The sequence below is a fragment of the Rhodospira trueperi genome (assembly GCF_900101965.1).
Lineage (GTDB): Bacteria > Pseudomonadota > Alphaproteobacteria > Rhodospirillales > Rhodospirillaceae > Rhodospira > Rhodospira trueperi.
In genome coordinates this window covers 42784-58238 of record NZ_FNAP01000007.1, presented here as the reverse complement: position 1 = coordinate 58238, position 15455 = coordinate 42784, and the positions used below count along the sequence as shown (strand labels likewise).

General features: G+C 67.5%; 13 protein-coding genes. 5 read left to right on the top strand and 8 right to left on the bottom strand.

What is annotated here, in order from left to right; translation table 11 throughout:
- Positions 1-156: 156 nt before the first annotated feature.
- From pnp to miaA, 8 genes are all read right to left on the bottom strand, one after another.
- Entirely contained in the window at positions 157-2277 is a 2121-nt protein-coding gene (pnp, locus tag BLS85_RS10450) for a polyribonucleotide nucleotidyltransferase (protein ID WP_092786006.1), read from the bottom strand.
- 322 nt (positions 2278-2599) lie between these two features.
- Positions 2600-2869, bottom strand: coding sequence for a 30S ribosomal protein S15 (rpsO, locus tag BLS85_RS10445; protein WP_092786004.1), 270 nt, complete (start codon positions 2867-2869; stop codon positions 2600-2602).
- Between the two features lie 113 nt (positions 2870-2982).
- A complete protein-coding gene (truB, locus tag BLS85_RS10440; RefSeq protein WP_092786002.1) occupies positions 2983-3942 on the bottom strand; it encodes a tRNA pseudouridine(55) synthase TruB in 960 nt (319 codons plus the stop codon).
- Positions 3932-4417 (bottom strand): 30S ribosome-binding factor RbfA, encoded by a 486-nt coding sequence (gene rbfA, locus BLS85_RS10435; protein WP_092786001.1) that lies wholly within the window; start codon positions 4415-4417, stop codon positions 3932-3934. Before rbfA ends, truB begins: the two co-directional genes overlap by 11 nt.
- Before the next feature lie 259 nt (positions 4418-4676).
- On the bottom strand, positions 4677-5696 hold the full coding sequence (gene ilvC / locus BLS85_RS10430; RefSeq protein WP_092785999.1) for a ketol-acid reductoisomerase: 1020 nt from the start codon (positions 5694-5696) through the stop codon (positions 4677-4679).
- Positions 5697-5760: 64 nt separating this feature from the next.
- Entirely contained in the window at positions 5761-6282 is a 522-nt protein-coding gene (gene ilvN / locus BLS85_RS10425) for an acetolactate synthase small subunit (RefSeq protein ID WP_092785997.1), read from the bottom strand.
- A gap of 50 nt (positions 6283-6332) precedes the next feature.
- A complete protein-coding gene (locus tag BLS85_RS10420; protein WP_092785995.1) occupies positions 6333-8093 on the bottom strand; it encodes an acetolactate synthase 3 large subunit in 1761 nt (586 codons plus the stop codon).
- Positions 8094-8198: 105 nt separating this feature from the next.
- Positions 8199-9170, bottom strand: a complete 972-nt coding sequence (gene miaA, locus BLS85_RS10415; RefSeq protein ID WP_425438480.1) for a tRNA (adenosine(37)-N6)-dimethylallyltransferase MiaA — start codon at positions 9168-9170, stop codon at positions 8199-8201.
- Between the two features lie 92 nt (positions 9171-9262).
- Between miaA and BLS85_RS10410 the strand changes: the two genes are divergently transcribed.
- The 5 genes from BLS85_RS10410 (at position 9263) to infB (ending at position 15449) form a co-directional block, all read left to right on the top strand.
- Entirely contained in the window at positions 9263-9508 is a 246-nt protein-coding gene (locus BLS85_RS10410) for a hypothetical protein (RefSeq protein WP_092785991.1), read from the top strand.
- Between the two features lie 257 nt (positions 9509-9765).
- Complete coding sequence (gene rimP / locus BLS85_RS10405) at positions 9766-10317, top strand: ribosome maturation factor RimP (RefSeq protein ID WP_245699182.1); 552 nt, start codon at positions 9766-9768, stop codon at positions 10315-10317.
- A gap of 11 nt (positions 10318-10328) precedes the next feature.
- Positions 10329-11942: a transcription termination factor NusA gene (nusA, locus tag BLS85_RS10400; protein ID WP_092786278.1), complete on the top strand. Its 1614-nt coding sequence runs from the start codon at positions 10329-10331 to the stop codon at positions 11940-11942.
- Between the two features lie 11 nt (positions 11943-11953).
- The gene (locus BLS85_RS10395; RefSeq protein ID WP_092785987.1) at positions 11954-12754 is read left to right on the top strand and encodes an RNA-binding protein; all 801 of its coding nucleotides are present in this window, start codon (positions 11954-11956) and stop codon (positions 12752-12754) included.
- A 67-nt stretch (positions 12755-12821) separates the two neighbouring features.
- On the top strand, positions 12822-15449 hold the full coding sequence (infB, locus tag BLS85_RS10390) for a translation initiation factor IF-2 (protein ID WP_092785985.1): 2628 nt from the start codon (positions 12822-12824) through the stop codon (positions 15447-15449).
- Positions 15450-15455 lie beyond the last annotated feature (6 nt).

Here is a 15455-nt window from a genome sequence, read left to right as displayed (position 1 = left end):
GGCACCACAGCGGTCCAGACAGCGCCCGGCACGGCGCTATGCGCCATGCTTGGCGCACCAAAAAAAGCCGGGCGGGAGATGATCTCCCGCCCGGCTTCCGCGTGCCCGCATTATGGATAAGAGGGGTCTGATCACCCGCCCTTGCCCTGACGGGGATCAGTCCTCCGACTGGCTCAGGTCGGCGCCGGTTTCCTGGTCCACCTGCTTCATGGTCAGCTTGACCTTGCCGCGATCATCGAAGCCCAGCACCTTCACCTTGACCATGTCACCCTGGTTGACGACGTCGGCCACCTTCTGCGGGCGCTGCTTGGACAGCTCCGAGATGTGCACCAGACCGTCGCGGCTGCCCAGGAAGTTCACGAAGGCGCCGAACTCGACCACCTTCACGACCTTGCCGGTGTAGACCACGCCGATTTCCGGATCGGCGGCGATGCCCTTGATCCAGTCCACGGCGCGCTGGGCGTTGTCGGCATCGGTGGCGGCGATCTTGATGGTGCCGTCGTCCTCGATGTCGATCTTGGTCTGAGTGGTTTCGGTGATCTCGCGGATCACCTTGCCGCCGGTGCCGATCACCTCACGCACCTTGGACGGGTTCACCTTGATGGTGGTGATCCGCGGCGCGTTGCCCGAGACTTCCTCGCGGGCCCCGGTCAGGGCCTTGCCCATCTCGCCCAGGATATGGATACGACCGTCCTTCGCCTGTTTCAGGGCGACGTCCATGATCTCCTTGGTGATGGAGGTGATCTTGATGTCCATTTGGAGCGCGGTGACGCCTTCCGAGGTGCCGGCCACCTTGAAGTCCATGTCGCCGAGGTGGTCCTCGTCGCCCAGGATGTCGGTCAGCACGGCGAAGTCGTCGCCCTCCTTGATGAGGCCCATGGCGATGCCGGCCACCGAGCGCGGCATGGGCACGCCGGCGTCCATCAGGGACAGCGACGAGCCGCACACGGTCGCCATGGAGGACGAGCCGTTGGACTCGGTGATCTCCGAGACCACGCGCATGGTGTAGGGGAAGTCCGCCTTGGCCGGCAGCAGCGGCCGAATGGCGCGCCACGCCAGCTTGCCGTGACCGATCTCGCGCCGCCCGGCGCCGCCCATGCGACCGGTCTCGCCGACGGAGTACGGCGGAAAGTTGTAGTGGAGCATGAAGTTCTGGCGGAACTCACCCTCCAGGGCGTCGATGATCTGCTCGTCCTGACCGGTGCCCAGGGTGGCGACGACCATGGCCTGGGTCTCGCCCCGGGTGAACAGCGCCGAGCCGTGGGCGCGCGGCAGGAAGCCGACCTCGACCTCGATCGGGCGCACCGTCTTGGTGTCGCGGCCGTCGATGCGCTGGCCGGTCTTCAGGATGGTGCCGCGCACGATGTCGGCTTCCAGGGACTTGAAGGCGCCGCCGAACAGGGCCAGGGCGGCCTCGTCGTCCTCGAACGCGGCCTTGGCCTCGTCCTTGACGGCCGCGACCTTCTTCTGCCGTTCCACCTTGTCCGGCTCGGCGTAGGCGGCGGTCAGGCCCTCGGTGGCGATCTCCCGCAGCTTGGTCGCCACGGTCTCGGCCTCCGGCGGGGGCTCGGGCACCTCGCGCGGGTCCTTGGCGGCCATCTCGGCCAGATCGATGATCGCGTCGATCACCTGCTGATAGGCCTCGTGCCCGAACATGACGGCGTCGAGCATGACCTCTTCGGGCAGCTCCTGGGCTTCCGATTCGACCATCAGCACGCCGTCCTTGGTGCCGGCGACGACCAGATCCAGATCGGACTCCTTGACCTGATCCAGGGTCGGGTTCAGCACCGGCTTGCCGTCCATGTAGCCGACGCGGGCGGCGCCGATCGGCCCCATGAACGGCAGACCCGAGATCGTCAGCGCCGCCGAGGCGCCGATCATGGCGACAATGTCGGGGTCGTTCTCCATGTCATGGCACAGCACGGTGCAGATGACCTGGGTCTCGTTCTTGTAGCCCTTGTGGAACAGCGGCCGGATGGGCCGGTCGATCAGGCGGGAGACCAGGGTTTCCTTCTCGGTCGGGCGGCCTTCCCGCTTGAAGAAGCCGCCGGGGATCTTGCCGGCCGCGAAGGTCTTTTCCTGGTAGTGGACGGTCAACGGAAAGAAATCGAGACCCGGGCGCGGGCTGTGCTCGCCGACCGCGGTGCACAGCACGGTGGTCTCGCCGAGCGAAGCCAGGACGGCGCCGTCCGCCTGACGGGCGATGCGACCGGTCTCCAGGACCAGCTTGCGGCCGCCCCAATCGATTTCCTTGCGTGATACGTTAAACATCGACATTGCGTGTCATCTTTCCCTTGCGTGACCATCGCCGCCGTCTTGCGCGCTTTCGCACCCTTGCGCCACCGGCTCATGGCTGAACACGCCGTCGGACGGGGCCGGACGACGCGCGCAGGCAAGAGCAGGCGGGCATGCGAGAAACGGGATCCGGGTTCCGAACCGGGATCCGCGACGTGCGGGGGGCGCGGACCCGCGTTCGGCGTGCCCGATCCAGGTCCGCGCGCCCTTCCCAAAGGAAGGTCGCGCGACCGGCCGGACACAGCGCCCTGTGTTCGGTGTGCTCATGGGTTGCGGGGATATGATCCGCACCCATCGCATTAGCCTATTTGCGGATGCCGAGCCGACCAATAAGGCTCTCATAGCGGTCGCGCTGGCGCCGCTTGACATAGTCCAGAAGCTGCCGGCGCTGGCCGACCATCATCAACAGACCGCGCCGGGAGTGGGTATCCTTCTTGTGCTCCTTCAGGTGCTCGGTCAGGTTCTTGATGCGTTCGGTCAGGATCGCGACCTGCACCTCGGGCGAGCCTGTATCGCCCTCCGTCGGCGCGAATTCCTTGATCAGTTCCTGCTTGCGTTCGGGTGTAATCGACATCGTGTGCTCTTTGGCTCCCTGGGGCGCCCGACCGATGATCGAGGCGCGCGCTGACCTAGAAAACGACAAAAACGGCAGCGGCGGCGCCACGGCTGTGGCGCCATCCGGCCGAGCTACAGGTTCATGACACGAACCGGGCGGATCTCGCCGCCATCGATCCGGACCATGGCCACCAACCGACCGCCCGACCGGGCCTGAAGGACCGTATCGGGAGACGAGGCGGCCTCCGCCGTCCACCACGCCGGCGTTTCCCTGCTCAGCACCGCCGACAGAGCCAGCGGCTGCCCCAGGGAGAGGCGGCGGGCGTCCTGTTCCGTCAGGGCCAGGGCCGGGATGTCGTCCAGCGCGGTCTCGACGGAAAGCAGAACCTCGGAGTGCGCGAGACTATGCCCCAGCGTTTCCAGAGAATCCAGGGAAATCGCGCGCGATTCGTCGAACGGCCCGCACGACAACCGCCGCAGGCTGTCCATGAAGGCCACGGTGCCGAGCGACAGGGCCAGATCGCGAGCCAGCGCCCGCATATAGGTGCCCTTGCCCGCGGTGATCAACAGGTCGAGGCGATCCGGATCGGCCTGGGCATCGTCCTCGGACGTCAGGATATCGATGGAGTCGATGCGCACCGTGCGCGGGGACAGATCCACCGCCTGATCGGCCCGTGCCAGATCGTAGGCCCGCCGCCCCGCCACCTTGACCGCCGAAAACCGCGGCGGGACCTGCTCGACAAAGCCGGTGAAGGCAGGCAGGGCCGCCACCACCTGCTCCCGCGTCGGGCGCGCGGCGCTGGTGGCGATCACCTGCCCCTCGGCATCGTCGGTGTCGCGTTGCTCGCCCCAGCGCAACCCCATCCGATACAGCTTGCGGCCATCCATCACATGGCTGACGGTCTTGGTGGCTTCGCCCAGCGCCACCGGAAGAATCCCCGTGGCCAGCGGGTCGAGCGTACCGCCGTGGCCGACTTTGGCGGCGCCGCTGATCCGGCGCACGGCGGAGACCACGGCCGTCGAGGTCATGCCCAGGGGCTTGTCAATGACGAGCCAGCCGTTGATCGGCAGACCTTTGCGCCTACGCCCCATGGCCCCCGTCTTTGTCGATGTCTTTGTCGATGTTTTCGTCTTCGTCGCGCCCGTCGTCGTCGCCGGTCACGTCCCGCGCCACCTCGGGGCTGTGCAACAGCGCCTCGATGCGGTTGGCGGTGTCAAAGCTTGTGTCGGTGGCGAACGACAGGTCCGGCACATGGCGCAGGCGGACCCGGCTGGCCACCTCGTGGCGCAGGAAGGGCTTGACCCGGCGCAGGGCCTCCAGAACCTCGGCCTCGGCGGCCTCGCCGCCCCCCAGGGGCATGCAAAAGACCGTGGCGTTGCGCAGGTCGGGGCTGGCGCGCACCTCGGTGATGGTGACCGGCGTGGCGGCCAACACGGGGTCGCGGATGTTGCCCTTCTCCAGGGTCCAGGCGAGCGCGTGGCGAAGTTCCTCGCCGACACGAAGCTGACGCTGGCTTTGCGGCTTGCCGGCCTGCTTGGCGGCGGCGCGGGCGGGGTCGCGTCTCATGGTGACGGGACTCCTTGGGGTGTGTGAGGTGATCCGGGCCGGGGGCCCCTTTCAAACCGGGCCGGGCGGGAGTCGCACTCCCGCCCGGACGCCTGTCTTCTTACTCCGGGACGCAGACCGTCGGGCGGCTTCGCGCCGAAGGCGCAAGCCGCCATGCACGGCGCTCCTTCCGGCGGAGGCCCCGCCACGTTTCCAATGGGAAACGGACGGGGGCCGACTCCGCCCGCCGAAGGAAACGACGAAGGGACCCGCCGCGACCTCAGTTCTTGTCCTTGTCCACCAGGCGGTTGGCGGCGATCCACGGCATCATGCCGCGCAGCTTGGCGCCCACCTCCTCGATGTTGTGTTCGGCGTTCAGGCGGCGGGTGGCCTTGAACTCCGGCTGTCCGGCCTTGCACTCCTGGATCCACTTGCTGGTGAAGCGGCCGGTCTGGATGTCCTCCAGAATGCGCTTCATCTCCGCCTTGGTCTCGGCGTTGATGACACGCGGACCGGAGACATAGTCGCCATACTCAGCGGTGTTGGAGATCGAGTAGCGCATGTTGGCGATGCCGCCCTCGTAGATCAGGTCCACGATCAGCTTCACCTCGTGCAGGCACTCGAAGTAGGCCATTTCGGGCGCGTAGCCGGCCTCGATCAGGGTCTCGTAACCAGCCTGGATCAGGCTGGTCAGGCCGCCGCACAGCACCGCCTGCTCGCCGAACAGGTCGGTTTCGCATTCTTCTCGGAACGTGGTCTCGATGATGCCGGAGCGGCCGCCGCCGATGGCGGAGGCATAGGACAGGCCCAGTTCATGGGCATTGCCGCTGGCGTTCTGGGCCACCGCGATCAGGCAGGGCACGCCGCCGCCGCGCACGTACTCGGACCGCACGGTGTGGCCGGGGCCCTTCGGAGCGACCATGAACACGTCGAGGTCGGCGCGCGGCTCGATCAGACTGAAATGGATGTTCAGGCCGTGGGCGAAGGCGATGGCCGTGCCCTCGCGCATGGTGCCGGCCAGATGGTCCTTGTACAGATCGGCCTGCTGCTCGTCCGGGGTCAGGATCATGACCACGTCGGCCCAGGCGCCGGCCTCGGCCGGGGTCATGACCTTCAGGCCCTCGGCCTCGGCCTTGCGGCGCGACGAGGAGCCCTCGCGCAGGGCCACGGCCACCTCGGTCACGCCGGAGTCGCGCAGGTTGAGGGCGTGGGCATGGCCCTGGCTGCCGTAGCCGACGATGGCGATCTTCTTGCCCTTGACGAGGTTCACGTCGGCATCACGGTCGTAGTACACGCGCATGGTTCTTGGTTCCCTGGAATGGTTTGGTCGCGAGAAGGGCGATCGGCCGGGCCGAAACGGTCCCTTAGAAAGCCGTATTGCCGCGGGCGATGGCGGCGGCGCCGGTGCGGCTGATCTCGGCCAGCCCGAGTGGCTCCATCAGCTTGATGAAGGCGTCCAGCTTTTCGGTCTTGCCGACGATCTCGAAGACGAAGGAATCGTGGGTGCTGTCCACCACATTGGCGCGGAAGATGTCTGCGATACGCAGGGACTCGATGCGCTTCTCCCCGGCGCCGACCACCTTGATCAACGCCAGTTCGCGGCCCACCGACGGCCCCTCCACCGTCAAGTCGGAGACCTTGCGCACCGGCACCAAGCGGCCAAGCTGGGCCTTGATCTGCTCGATCACCATCGGCGTGCCGGAGGTCACCAGCGTGATGCGCGACAGGCGCTCGTTGGCGTCTACCTCGGCGACGGTCAGGCTCTCTATGTTGTAGCCGCGCCCCGAAAACAGGCCGATGACGCGGGCCAGGACGCCAGCCTCGTTGTCCACCAGAACGGCGATGGTATGGGTGCGAATGTCCTGTTGCGCCATCAATTGCGACATGACCCGATGTGTCCTCTTGGGTTCGGCGGTTAAGTCTCGGTCTTGCGGGCTCAGACCAGCATCATGCCCTGGTCGGAGACCTCGGTGCCGGCGGTGTCCTCGGAATTCATCAGCATCTCGTTGTGGGCCGCGCCCGACGGGATCATGGGGTAGCAGTTCTCCGACGGGTCGACATGGACGTTCATCAGGACCGGCTTGTCGGTTTCGATCATGGTGCGGATGGCGTCGTCGAGATCGCCCGGCTTGTCCACCGTCAGACCGACCCAGCCGAAGCTTTCGGCCAGGGCGACGAAGTCCGGCAAGGCCTCGCAGTAGCTTTCGGAATAGCGGCTGCCGTGCAGCAGTTCCTGCCACTGGCGCACCATGCCCATGTACTGATTGTTGAGGATGAACACCTTGACCGGCAGACGGTACTGCGCGGCGGTGCCCATCTCCTGCAGGTTCATCATGAACGAGGCCTCGCCGGCGATGTCGATCACCAGTGAGTCCGGATGCGCCACCTGCACGCCCAGGGCCGACGGGAAGCCGTAGCCCATGGTGCCCAGGCCGCCGGAGGTCATCCAACGGTTCGGCTCTTCGAACTTGTAGAACTGCGCGGCCCACATCTGGTGCTGGCCGACCTCGGTCGTGATGTAGGTGTCGCGGTCCTTGGTGGCCTCGTACAGGCGCTGAATGGCGAACTGCGGCTTGATGATGGAGTCGGTGGCCTTGTAGGCGAGGCCGTTGCGGGCCTTCCACTGGTCGATCCGGCCCCACCAGGTCGCCAGCGCCTTTTGAGACGGGCGCACCTGCTTGGCCTTCCAGACCCGGATCATGTCCTCGACCACATGCGCGACGTCGCCGACGATGCCGATGTCCACCGGCACGTTCTTGTTGAGCGAGGACGGATCGATATCGACGTGGATTTTCTTCGAGCCCGGCGCGAAGGCATCCAGGCGGCCGGTCACGCGGTCGTCGAAGCGGGCCCCGATGCAGATCATGACATCGCAGTCATGCATGGCCAGATTGGCCTCGTAGGTGCCGTGCATACCCAGCATGCCCAGGAACTGCTGATCCGAGGCCGGATAGGCGCCCAGCCCCATCAGCGTGCTGGTGATGGGATAGCCGGTCGAGCGCACGAAGGTGGTCAGCAGCTTGGCCGCGTCGGGGCCGGAGTTCACCACGCCGCCGCCGATGTAGAAGATCGGCCGCTCGGCCTTGCCCATCAGCTCGACCGCCTGTTCGATCAGCTTGATGTCGCCCTTGACCTGCGGCTTATACGAACGGTGCTTGACCCGCGCCGCCGGCACATAGGACGCCTTGCCCATCAGCACGTCCTTGGGCAGGTCGATGACCACCGGGCCGGGCCGGCCGGTGCCGGCAACCAGAAACGCCTCGTGGATGGTGCGGGCCAGCTTGTCGGCGTCCTTGACCAGATAGTTGTGCTTGGTGCACTGGCGCGTGATGCCGGTGGTGTCGGCCTCCTGAAAGGCGTCGTTGCCGATCAGGTGGGTCGGCACCTGCCCGGTCAGGCAGACGATGGGGATCGAGTCCATCAGCGCGTCGGTCAGGCCGGTCACGGCGTTGGTGGCGCCCGGGCCGGAGGTCACCAGAACGCAGCCCACCTTGCCGGTGGACCGGGCATAGCCCTCCGCCATGTGAACCGCGCCCTGCTCGTGCCGGACCAGCACATGGCGAATGCGGTTCTGCTTGAACAGGGCATCATAGATCGGCAGGACGGCGCCGCCCGGATATCCGAAGACGACCTCGACACCCTGATCGGCCAGGGCCTTGAGGATGATTTCGGCGCCGTTGAGCTGCGTCTCTGACATGGTGCGCATCCTTGCTGACGGGGTCCCGACGGGTTCGGACCACGAAACGAAACCGCCGCGCCGTCCGGGGGACAGCGCGGGGAGCGACAACCTAGTCCGAGCCGCCTAGCCGGTCAACAGGAACCGGCGAACGAATGTTTTGGTTTCGGCGGCCAGCCTTTCCGGTTGTTGCGCGATCTGCAGAGAGGGGAGCATGAGATCCGCCCGCATCCGGTGACGCAACCACGTCCGTTGTCGCTTGGCGTACTGGCGGCTGGCCGCCTGGGCGCGGGCGATGGCGGTGGCGAGGTCGATCTCGCCGCGCAGGTGGGCCGCGAGGTCCGGCACGCCGACCGCCTTCATGACGGAACGGTCGGGCGGTAGGGTCCGGGCCAGCAGGGCGCGCACTTCGTCGCGCGCGCCGGCCTCCACCATGGCCACGAACCGCGCGTCGATGGCCGTGCGCAGGGCGTCGCGGTCGGGGTCCAAGACAATGGAAAAGGTGCGCGCGGTCAGCGGCGGCGGGGCCGGCGGCTGATCCTGCCACCACGCCAGCGAGCGGCCAGTGGCCTCCAGAACCTCCCAGGCCCGGGCGAGGCGCTGCGAGTTGCCCGGATCGAGGCGGGCGGCCATCTCCGGATCGCGCGCCGCGAGGGCGTCGTGAAAGGCGGCGTTGCCGATCTCGTCGAGGCGCGCGCGGGCGGCGGCGCGGATGTCCGGTGGAATGTCGGGGACGGCGGCCAGGCCCTCGGTCAGCGCCTGCATATAGAATCCGGTGCCGCCCACCAGGATCGGCAGACGGCCGGCGGCCCACGCCTCGCGCGCCGCCTCGGCGGCCATGTCCGCCCACCGCGCCGCCGAACACACGTCGTTGCCGTCCAGCACCCCATACAGACGGTGCGGCGCCCTCCCCTCCTCCGCCGGCGTCGGGCGCGCGGTCAGGATGCGCAGGTCGCGGTATACCTGCATGCTGTCGGCGTTGATGACCGTGCCGTCCAGCGCCTCGGCCAGCGCCAGCGCCAGCGACGACTTGCCGCTGGCGGTCGGCCCGGCGAGGAGGATGAGGGGGGAGAAGGACTCGCTCATGGGGGAGAGGATGGCGGTTTGTCCGAGAACATGCACGACCCATATGTTAGGATGCGCGGATCAGGGCGCTGTATCCGGGTTTGGACAGCCAGGGAGGCGCGATCATGTCTGATGAGCCTGAGAACATCGTCCTCGCGTATCTTCGGCGGCTTGATGCCAAGGTGGATACCGTTATTCAGAAACAGGACGAGACGATTCTGCGTGTCCCCCGGATCGAGGCGGGGCTTGCCCGCGTGCGCCAGGATCAGGGCAGCGACGCTGAATACGTGGCTCAGCTTCGGGCGGAAGTTGACCGCCTCGGCAAGGAAGTGGACCGCATCGACCGCCGTCTCGACCTGACCGACGCGTGAGCCTCCGTCCGCCCCCACAATAACGGCGGGTCCGGACGGGCGGGACATGCACCGCCGCGAACGCCCCGCCGCCGCCCCCGCCCCATGACCCTTTCGTGACGCTCGACCTTGCCAGCGGTGGCGGAACCTGTTATCAAACGCGCAATCAATCCTCATGGCAGGGCTGGATCAGGAACGATCCAGTGAAGATAACGCTGGGGTGGGCTGCGGCCCCCCTTTTTTTGTTGCCGAACGCTGGCGAAGGAACGGATCGGATCGTGACCAGGCTGATGGGCGAACAGGGGCCGCTGGTGGCGCTCGTGACCCCGACGCTGGAGGACATGGGCTTCGAACTGGTGCGCATCCTGGTGATGGGCAAGCAGCGCAAGATCCTCCAGGTCATGGCCGACCGCGCCGACGGCGCGCCGATCACGGTGGAGGACTGCGAGGCGCTGAGCCGCGCGCTGTCGGCGGTGCTGGACGTGGATGATCCGATCCACGGCGCTTACGACCTGGAGGTCAGTTCACCCGGGATCGACCGGCCGCTGACCCGGCGCTCCGACTTCGAGCGCTACGCCGGGCTGGAGGCGCGCCTGGAGGCGGAGGTGGCCATCGACGGCCGGCGCCGCGTCAAGGGCCGGCTGAAGGGCATCACCGACGACGACGAGGTCATCGTCGCCGTCGCCGAGCCGGGGCCGGACGAAAGCGACGAGTGGCGCGTGCCGCTGGGCGCGCTGACCCGGGCCAAGTTGGTGATGACGGACGAGTTGATCCGCCATGTCATGAAGGCGGACAAGGCGGCCCGCAAGGGCAAGGACAGTCAGGACTGAGGCAGATGGACATGGATCGCGTGGCCGGCATGACCCGGCCGGAACTGGTGCAGGTGGCCGATACGGTCTCGCGCGACAAGGGCATCGACCGTGAGGAGGTGTTCATCGCCATGGAGCAGGCCATCCAGAAGGCCGGACGCTCCAAGTATGGCCATGAACACGACATCCGCGCGCTGATCGACCGTCGCAGCGGGGAGATCAAGCTGGAGCGTCACATTCACGTCGTCGAGGAGATCGAGGACGAGGCCACGGAAATCACCGTGGAACGGGCGCGCCGCAAGAAGCCGGACGCCGAGGTCGGCGACGTCATCATCGACCCGCTGCCGCCCATCGACTTCGGCCGCATCGCCGCCCAGACCGCCAAGCAGGTGATCGTCCAGCGGGTGCGCGACGCCGAGCGCGAGCGCCAGTACGAGGAGTACAAGGACCGCATCAGCGAGGTCGTCAACGGCCTCGTCAAGCGGGTGGAATTCGGCAACGTCGTGGTCGATCTGGGCCGCGCCGAAGCCCTGCTGCGCCGCGACGAACTGATCCCCCGCGAGCACTTCAAGACCGGCGACCGGGTGCGGGCCTACATTCACGACGTGCGCCAGGAACCGCGCGGGCCCCAGATTTTCCTGTCGCGCACGCGCCCGGAATTCATGGCCAAGCTGTTCGCCCAGGAGGTGCCGGAGATCTACGACGGCATCATCGAGATCAAGGCCGTGGCCCGCGATCCCGGCTCGCGCGCCAAGATCGCGGTGTTGTCCAACGACTCGGGCATCGATCCGGTGGGGGCCTGCGTCGGCATGCGCGGTTCGCGTGTTCAGGCGGTTGTCGCGGAACTCCAGGGCGAGAAGATCGACATCATCCAGTGGACCGAGGATCAGGCCAGCTTCATCGTCAACGCGCTGGCCCCGGCCGAGGTCGCCAAGGTGGTGGTGGATGAGGATTCCAGCCGAATCGAGGTGGTGGTCCCCGACGAACAGCTTTCACTGGCCATCGGACGGCGCGGGCAGAACGTGCGCCTCGCCTCGCAGCTTTCGGGTTGGGACATCGACATCCTGACCGAGGCCGAGGAGTCGGAGCGCCGACAGGAGGAGTTCCGCACCCGCTCCCAGGCCTTCATCGACGCCCTCGATGTGGACGACGTCATTGCTCACCTGCTGGTCACCGAGGGCTTCAGCTCGGTCGAGGAAGTGGCCTTTGTCGACGAACCGGAATTGGCGTCGATTGAGGGCTTTGACGAGGATATCGCCACCGAATTGAAGGACCGCGCTCAGGGCTTCCTGGAAGAACGGGATCGCGCCGCCGATGATCGGCGCCGTGAACTCGGGGTGGACGACGACATGACGTACGTTCACGGCCTGTCGTCGGTCATGCTGGTCGCACTGGGCGAAGCCGGCGTCAAGACGCTGGACGATCTGGCCGATCTGGCCAGTGACGAACTGCGCGAGATCGTCGGCGAGGGCAACATGGACGAGGAGACGGCGAACACCATCATCATGGCCTCGCGCGCGCACTGGTTCGAGGACGAGGACGAAGCCTCCGCCGCCGATGGCGATGGCGACGGGGCCGGCGATGCCCCGGCGACCGAGCCGGACGACGCCGAAGACAGGTCCGATGCCTCCGGATCGGATGCCTGAGGTCTCGACTGATGGCGCCGGATGGTCGCCAGGGCGCGGCGGATGACGAAACCGGGGAGGACGACATGCCGCCCGGGACACGGCGTTGCATCGTTACCCGTGACTGCCGGCCCAAGAGCGATCTGCTCCGATTCGTTCTGGATCCGGATGGACAGGTGGTCCCCGATGTGGACCGACGCCTTCCGGGACGTGGTTTGTGGTTGAGCCCGAGCCGCGATGTGGTAGAGATGGCGGCGCAAAAGCGTCTATTCGCAAGGGCGGCGCGGCGCGCGGTCACGGTGCCCGCCGATCTGGCGGATCGGGTGGAGGCTCTGCTGACGCGGCGCTGTCTCGACACGCTGGGGCTGGCCCGCCGCGCCGGGCAGGTGGTCGCCGGGTTCGAGAAGGTGCGGACACGGTTGCGTGAGGCGGGGGCCTCACGGGCAAGAATGCCGGCGGTTCTTCTTTCGGCGCGCGACGGAGCACCGGACGGCCGGGAAAAGGTGGCGGCGCTGGCGGTGGCGATTCTGGAGAGCGGCGAGGGCGCCGCGTCCGGGTGCGCCGGACAGAGTGCTCCGCCGGTCGTGGTCGGCTTCGATGCCGAGGAACTGGGGCGTCCCCTGGGCCGCGACCGGGTCGTTCACGCCACACTTGACGGGGGACGGCTGGCGGAAACCTTCGTGGAGCGTTGCGGTCATCTGGCCGGGTTTCGGCCCGGTCCCGTCATCCTCTCGGTGGCGGATGAACTGGCGGGCTCTCGTGGGGCCCGCCGCAACAACGGCGGATCGGGGGATCGGGGCGACCCTAGGGTCACTACCGACGGATCCGTGTAGGGCATGACGGAAACTCGGGACGTCCGGTCCCGAACCTGTGGTTGGGTATGGAGCGAAGCTGAGTCGAATGGCGGACGAAAAAGAACGCAAGGCGCCCCTGTCTCTTTCCTCGCGCGGCAAGCTGGAACTGAAGCGCCCGCTGGAGAGCGGTCAGGTCCGTCAGAACTTTTCGCATGGGCGCTCCAAGGTGGTGCAGGTCGAGGTGCGCAAGAAGCGCAACGTCCAGGCCGCCGAGGCCGAGGCCGCCCGGCGCGGACGGGGCGGCGCGGCCGACACGCGCCCGCGCGAGGCTGCGAACGGCGCGCCGGGTGACCTGACCAACGAAGAGAAGGCGCACCGGCTGCGCGCCCTTCAGAATGCCCAGCAGCGCGCCGAGGAAGAGGCCCGCCGCAAGGCCGAGGAAGAGGCCCGCCGCAAGGTCGAGGAAGAGGAAGCCCGGCGCCGCGCGGAAGAGGAAGAAGCCCAGCGCAAGGCCGAGGAAGCGGAAGCCCGCCGCAAGGCCGAGGAAGAACGGCAGGCCGGAGAGGACGCGTCGGCGTCCGAGGCGACACCGGAAGCCGGCCAGGCCGAGGCCCCCGCGAGCGGCGCGGACGCGGCCGAACCGAAGGCAGCGGTCGCCCCGACAACACCGGACGGGGCCGACGCGGGCAACCGTGCATCCGCCCCCAGGAGTCCCGGCAAGCCGCCACGCCGCACCGCCGCCGACGACGAGGATTCCCCGGCGCCGCGCCGTGGCCCCGCCGCCGCGACCCCGGCCAAGGCGGCGCCCAAGCCCGCCTCGACCAAGCGCTCCGAGCCCAAGCGGCGCGGCAAGCTGACCATTTCGGCGGCTCTGGACGGCGATGATCGCTCCGAGCGCGGCCGCTCCATGGCCGCCATGCGCCGCGCCCAGCAGAAGGAGCGCCGCAAGCAGCAGTCGGGCGGCCCACAGGAGCGCGTGGTCCGCGAGGTCACCGTTCCCGAGACCATCACCGTCCAGGAACTGGCCAACCGCATGGCCGAACGCGGCGCCAACGTCATCAAGTCGCTGATGAAGCTCGGCGTCATGGCCACCATCAACCAGGTGATCGACGCCGACACCGCCGAACTCGTGGTCGAGGACTTCGGCCACAAGGCCAAGCGAGTCTCCGACGCGGATGTCGAGATCGGTCTGGTCACCGGCCCCGACACCGAGTCCGACATGTTCACCCGCCCGCCGGTGGTGACCGTGATGGGCCACGTCGACCACGGCAAGACCTCGCTGCTCGACGCCATGCGCGAGGCCGACGTGGTCTCCGGCGAGGCCGGCGGCATCACCCAGCACATCGGCGCCTATCAGGTGAAGCTGGAAAGCGGCCAGCGCATCACCTTCATCGACACGCCGGGCCACGCCGCGTTTACCGCCATGCGGGCGCGCGGCGCGGAGGTCACGGACATCGTCGTGCTGGTGGTGGCCGCCAACGACGGCATCATGCCGCAGACCATCGAGGCCATCCGCCACGCCCAGGCCGCCAAGGTGCCGATCGTCGTGGCCATCAACAAGATCGACCTGCCCGAGGCCGACGCCAACCGCGTGCGCACCGAACTGCTGCAGCACGACGTGGTGGTCGAGGATATGGGCGGTGACGTCCAGACCGTCGAGGTCTCCGCCAAGAAGCGGATGAACCTGGAAAAGTTGGAGGAAGCCATCCTGCTCCAGGCCGAGATGCTCGACCTGAAGGCCAATCCCAACCGGGTGGCCGAGGGCGCGGTGGTCGAGGCCAAGATGGAGCGCGGCCGGGGCTCGGTCGCCACCGTGCTGGTGCAGCGCGGCACCCTGCGGATCGGCGACACCTTCGTCTGCGGCAAGGAGTGGGGCCGCGTGCGCGCCCTGGTCAACGAGCGCGACGAACGCCTGGAGGAGGCCGGCCCCGCCGTTCCGGTGGAGGTGCTGGGCTTCAACGGCACGCCCGAGGCCGGCGACGATTTCATCGTGGTCGAGGACGAGGCCAAGGCCCGCGAGGTCTCCGGCTATCGCCAGCGCAAGGACCGCGAGAGCCAGTTCGTCAAGTCGGCGCGCGGCTCCATGGAGCAGATGTTCGAGCGCATCCAGACCGGCGAGGCCAAGGAACTGCCCGTGGTCATCAAGGGCGACGTGCAGGGCTCGGTCGAGGCGCTCATCGGCACCCTGGAGAAGATGGGCACCGACGCGGTCAAGCCGAACGTCCTGCACTCGGCGGTCGGCGGCATCAACGAAAGCGACATCACGCTGGCCAAGGCGTCGGACGCGCTGGTGATCGGCTTCAACGTGCGCGCCAACCCGCAGGCCCGCGAGATGGCCCGGCGCGATGGAATCGAGATCCGGTACTACAGCATCATCTACAACGTCGCCGACGACGTCAGGGCGCTGCTGACCGGTATGCTGGAGCCGACCTACAAGGAAAACCTGCTGGGCTACGCCGAAATCCGCGATGTCTTCAACATCACCAAGGTCGGCAAGGTGGCCGGCTGCATGATTACGGAAGGCATGGTCAAGCGCGGGGCGAAGGTGCGCCTGCTGCGCGACGACGTCGTCATCCACGAGGGCAACCTGGGCCAGCTCAAGCGCTTCAAGGATGATGTCCGCGAGGTGCGCGAGGGCTACGAGTGCGGCATGTCGTTCGAGACCTACAACGACATCCAGGTCGGCGACTTCATCGAGTGCTTCGAGCTGGAAGAGGTGGCGGCGGCGCTGTAGGGGGGA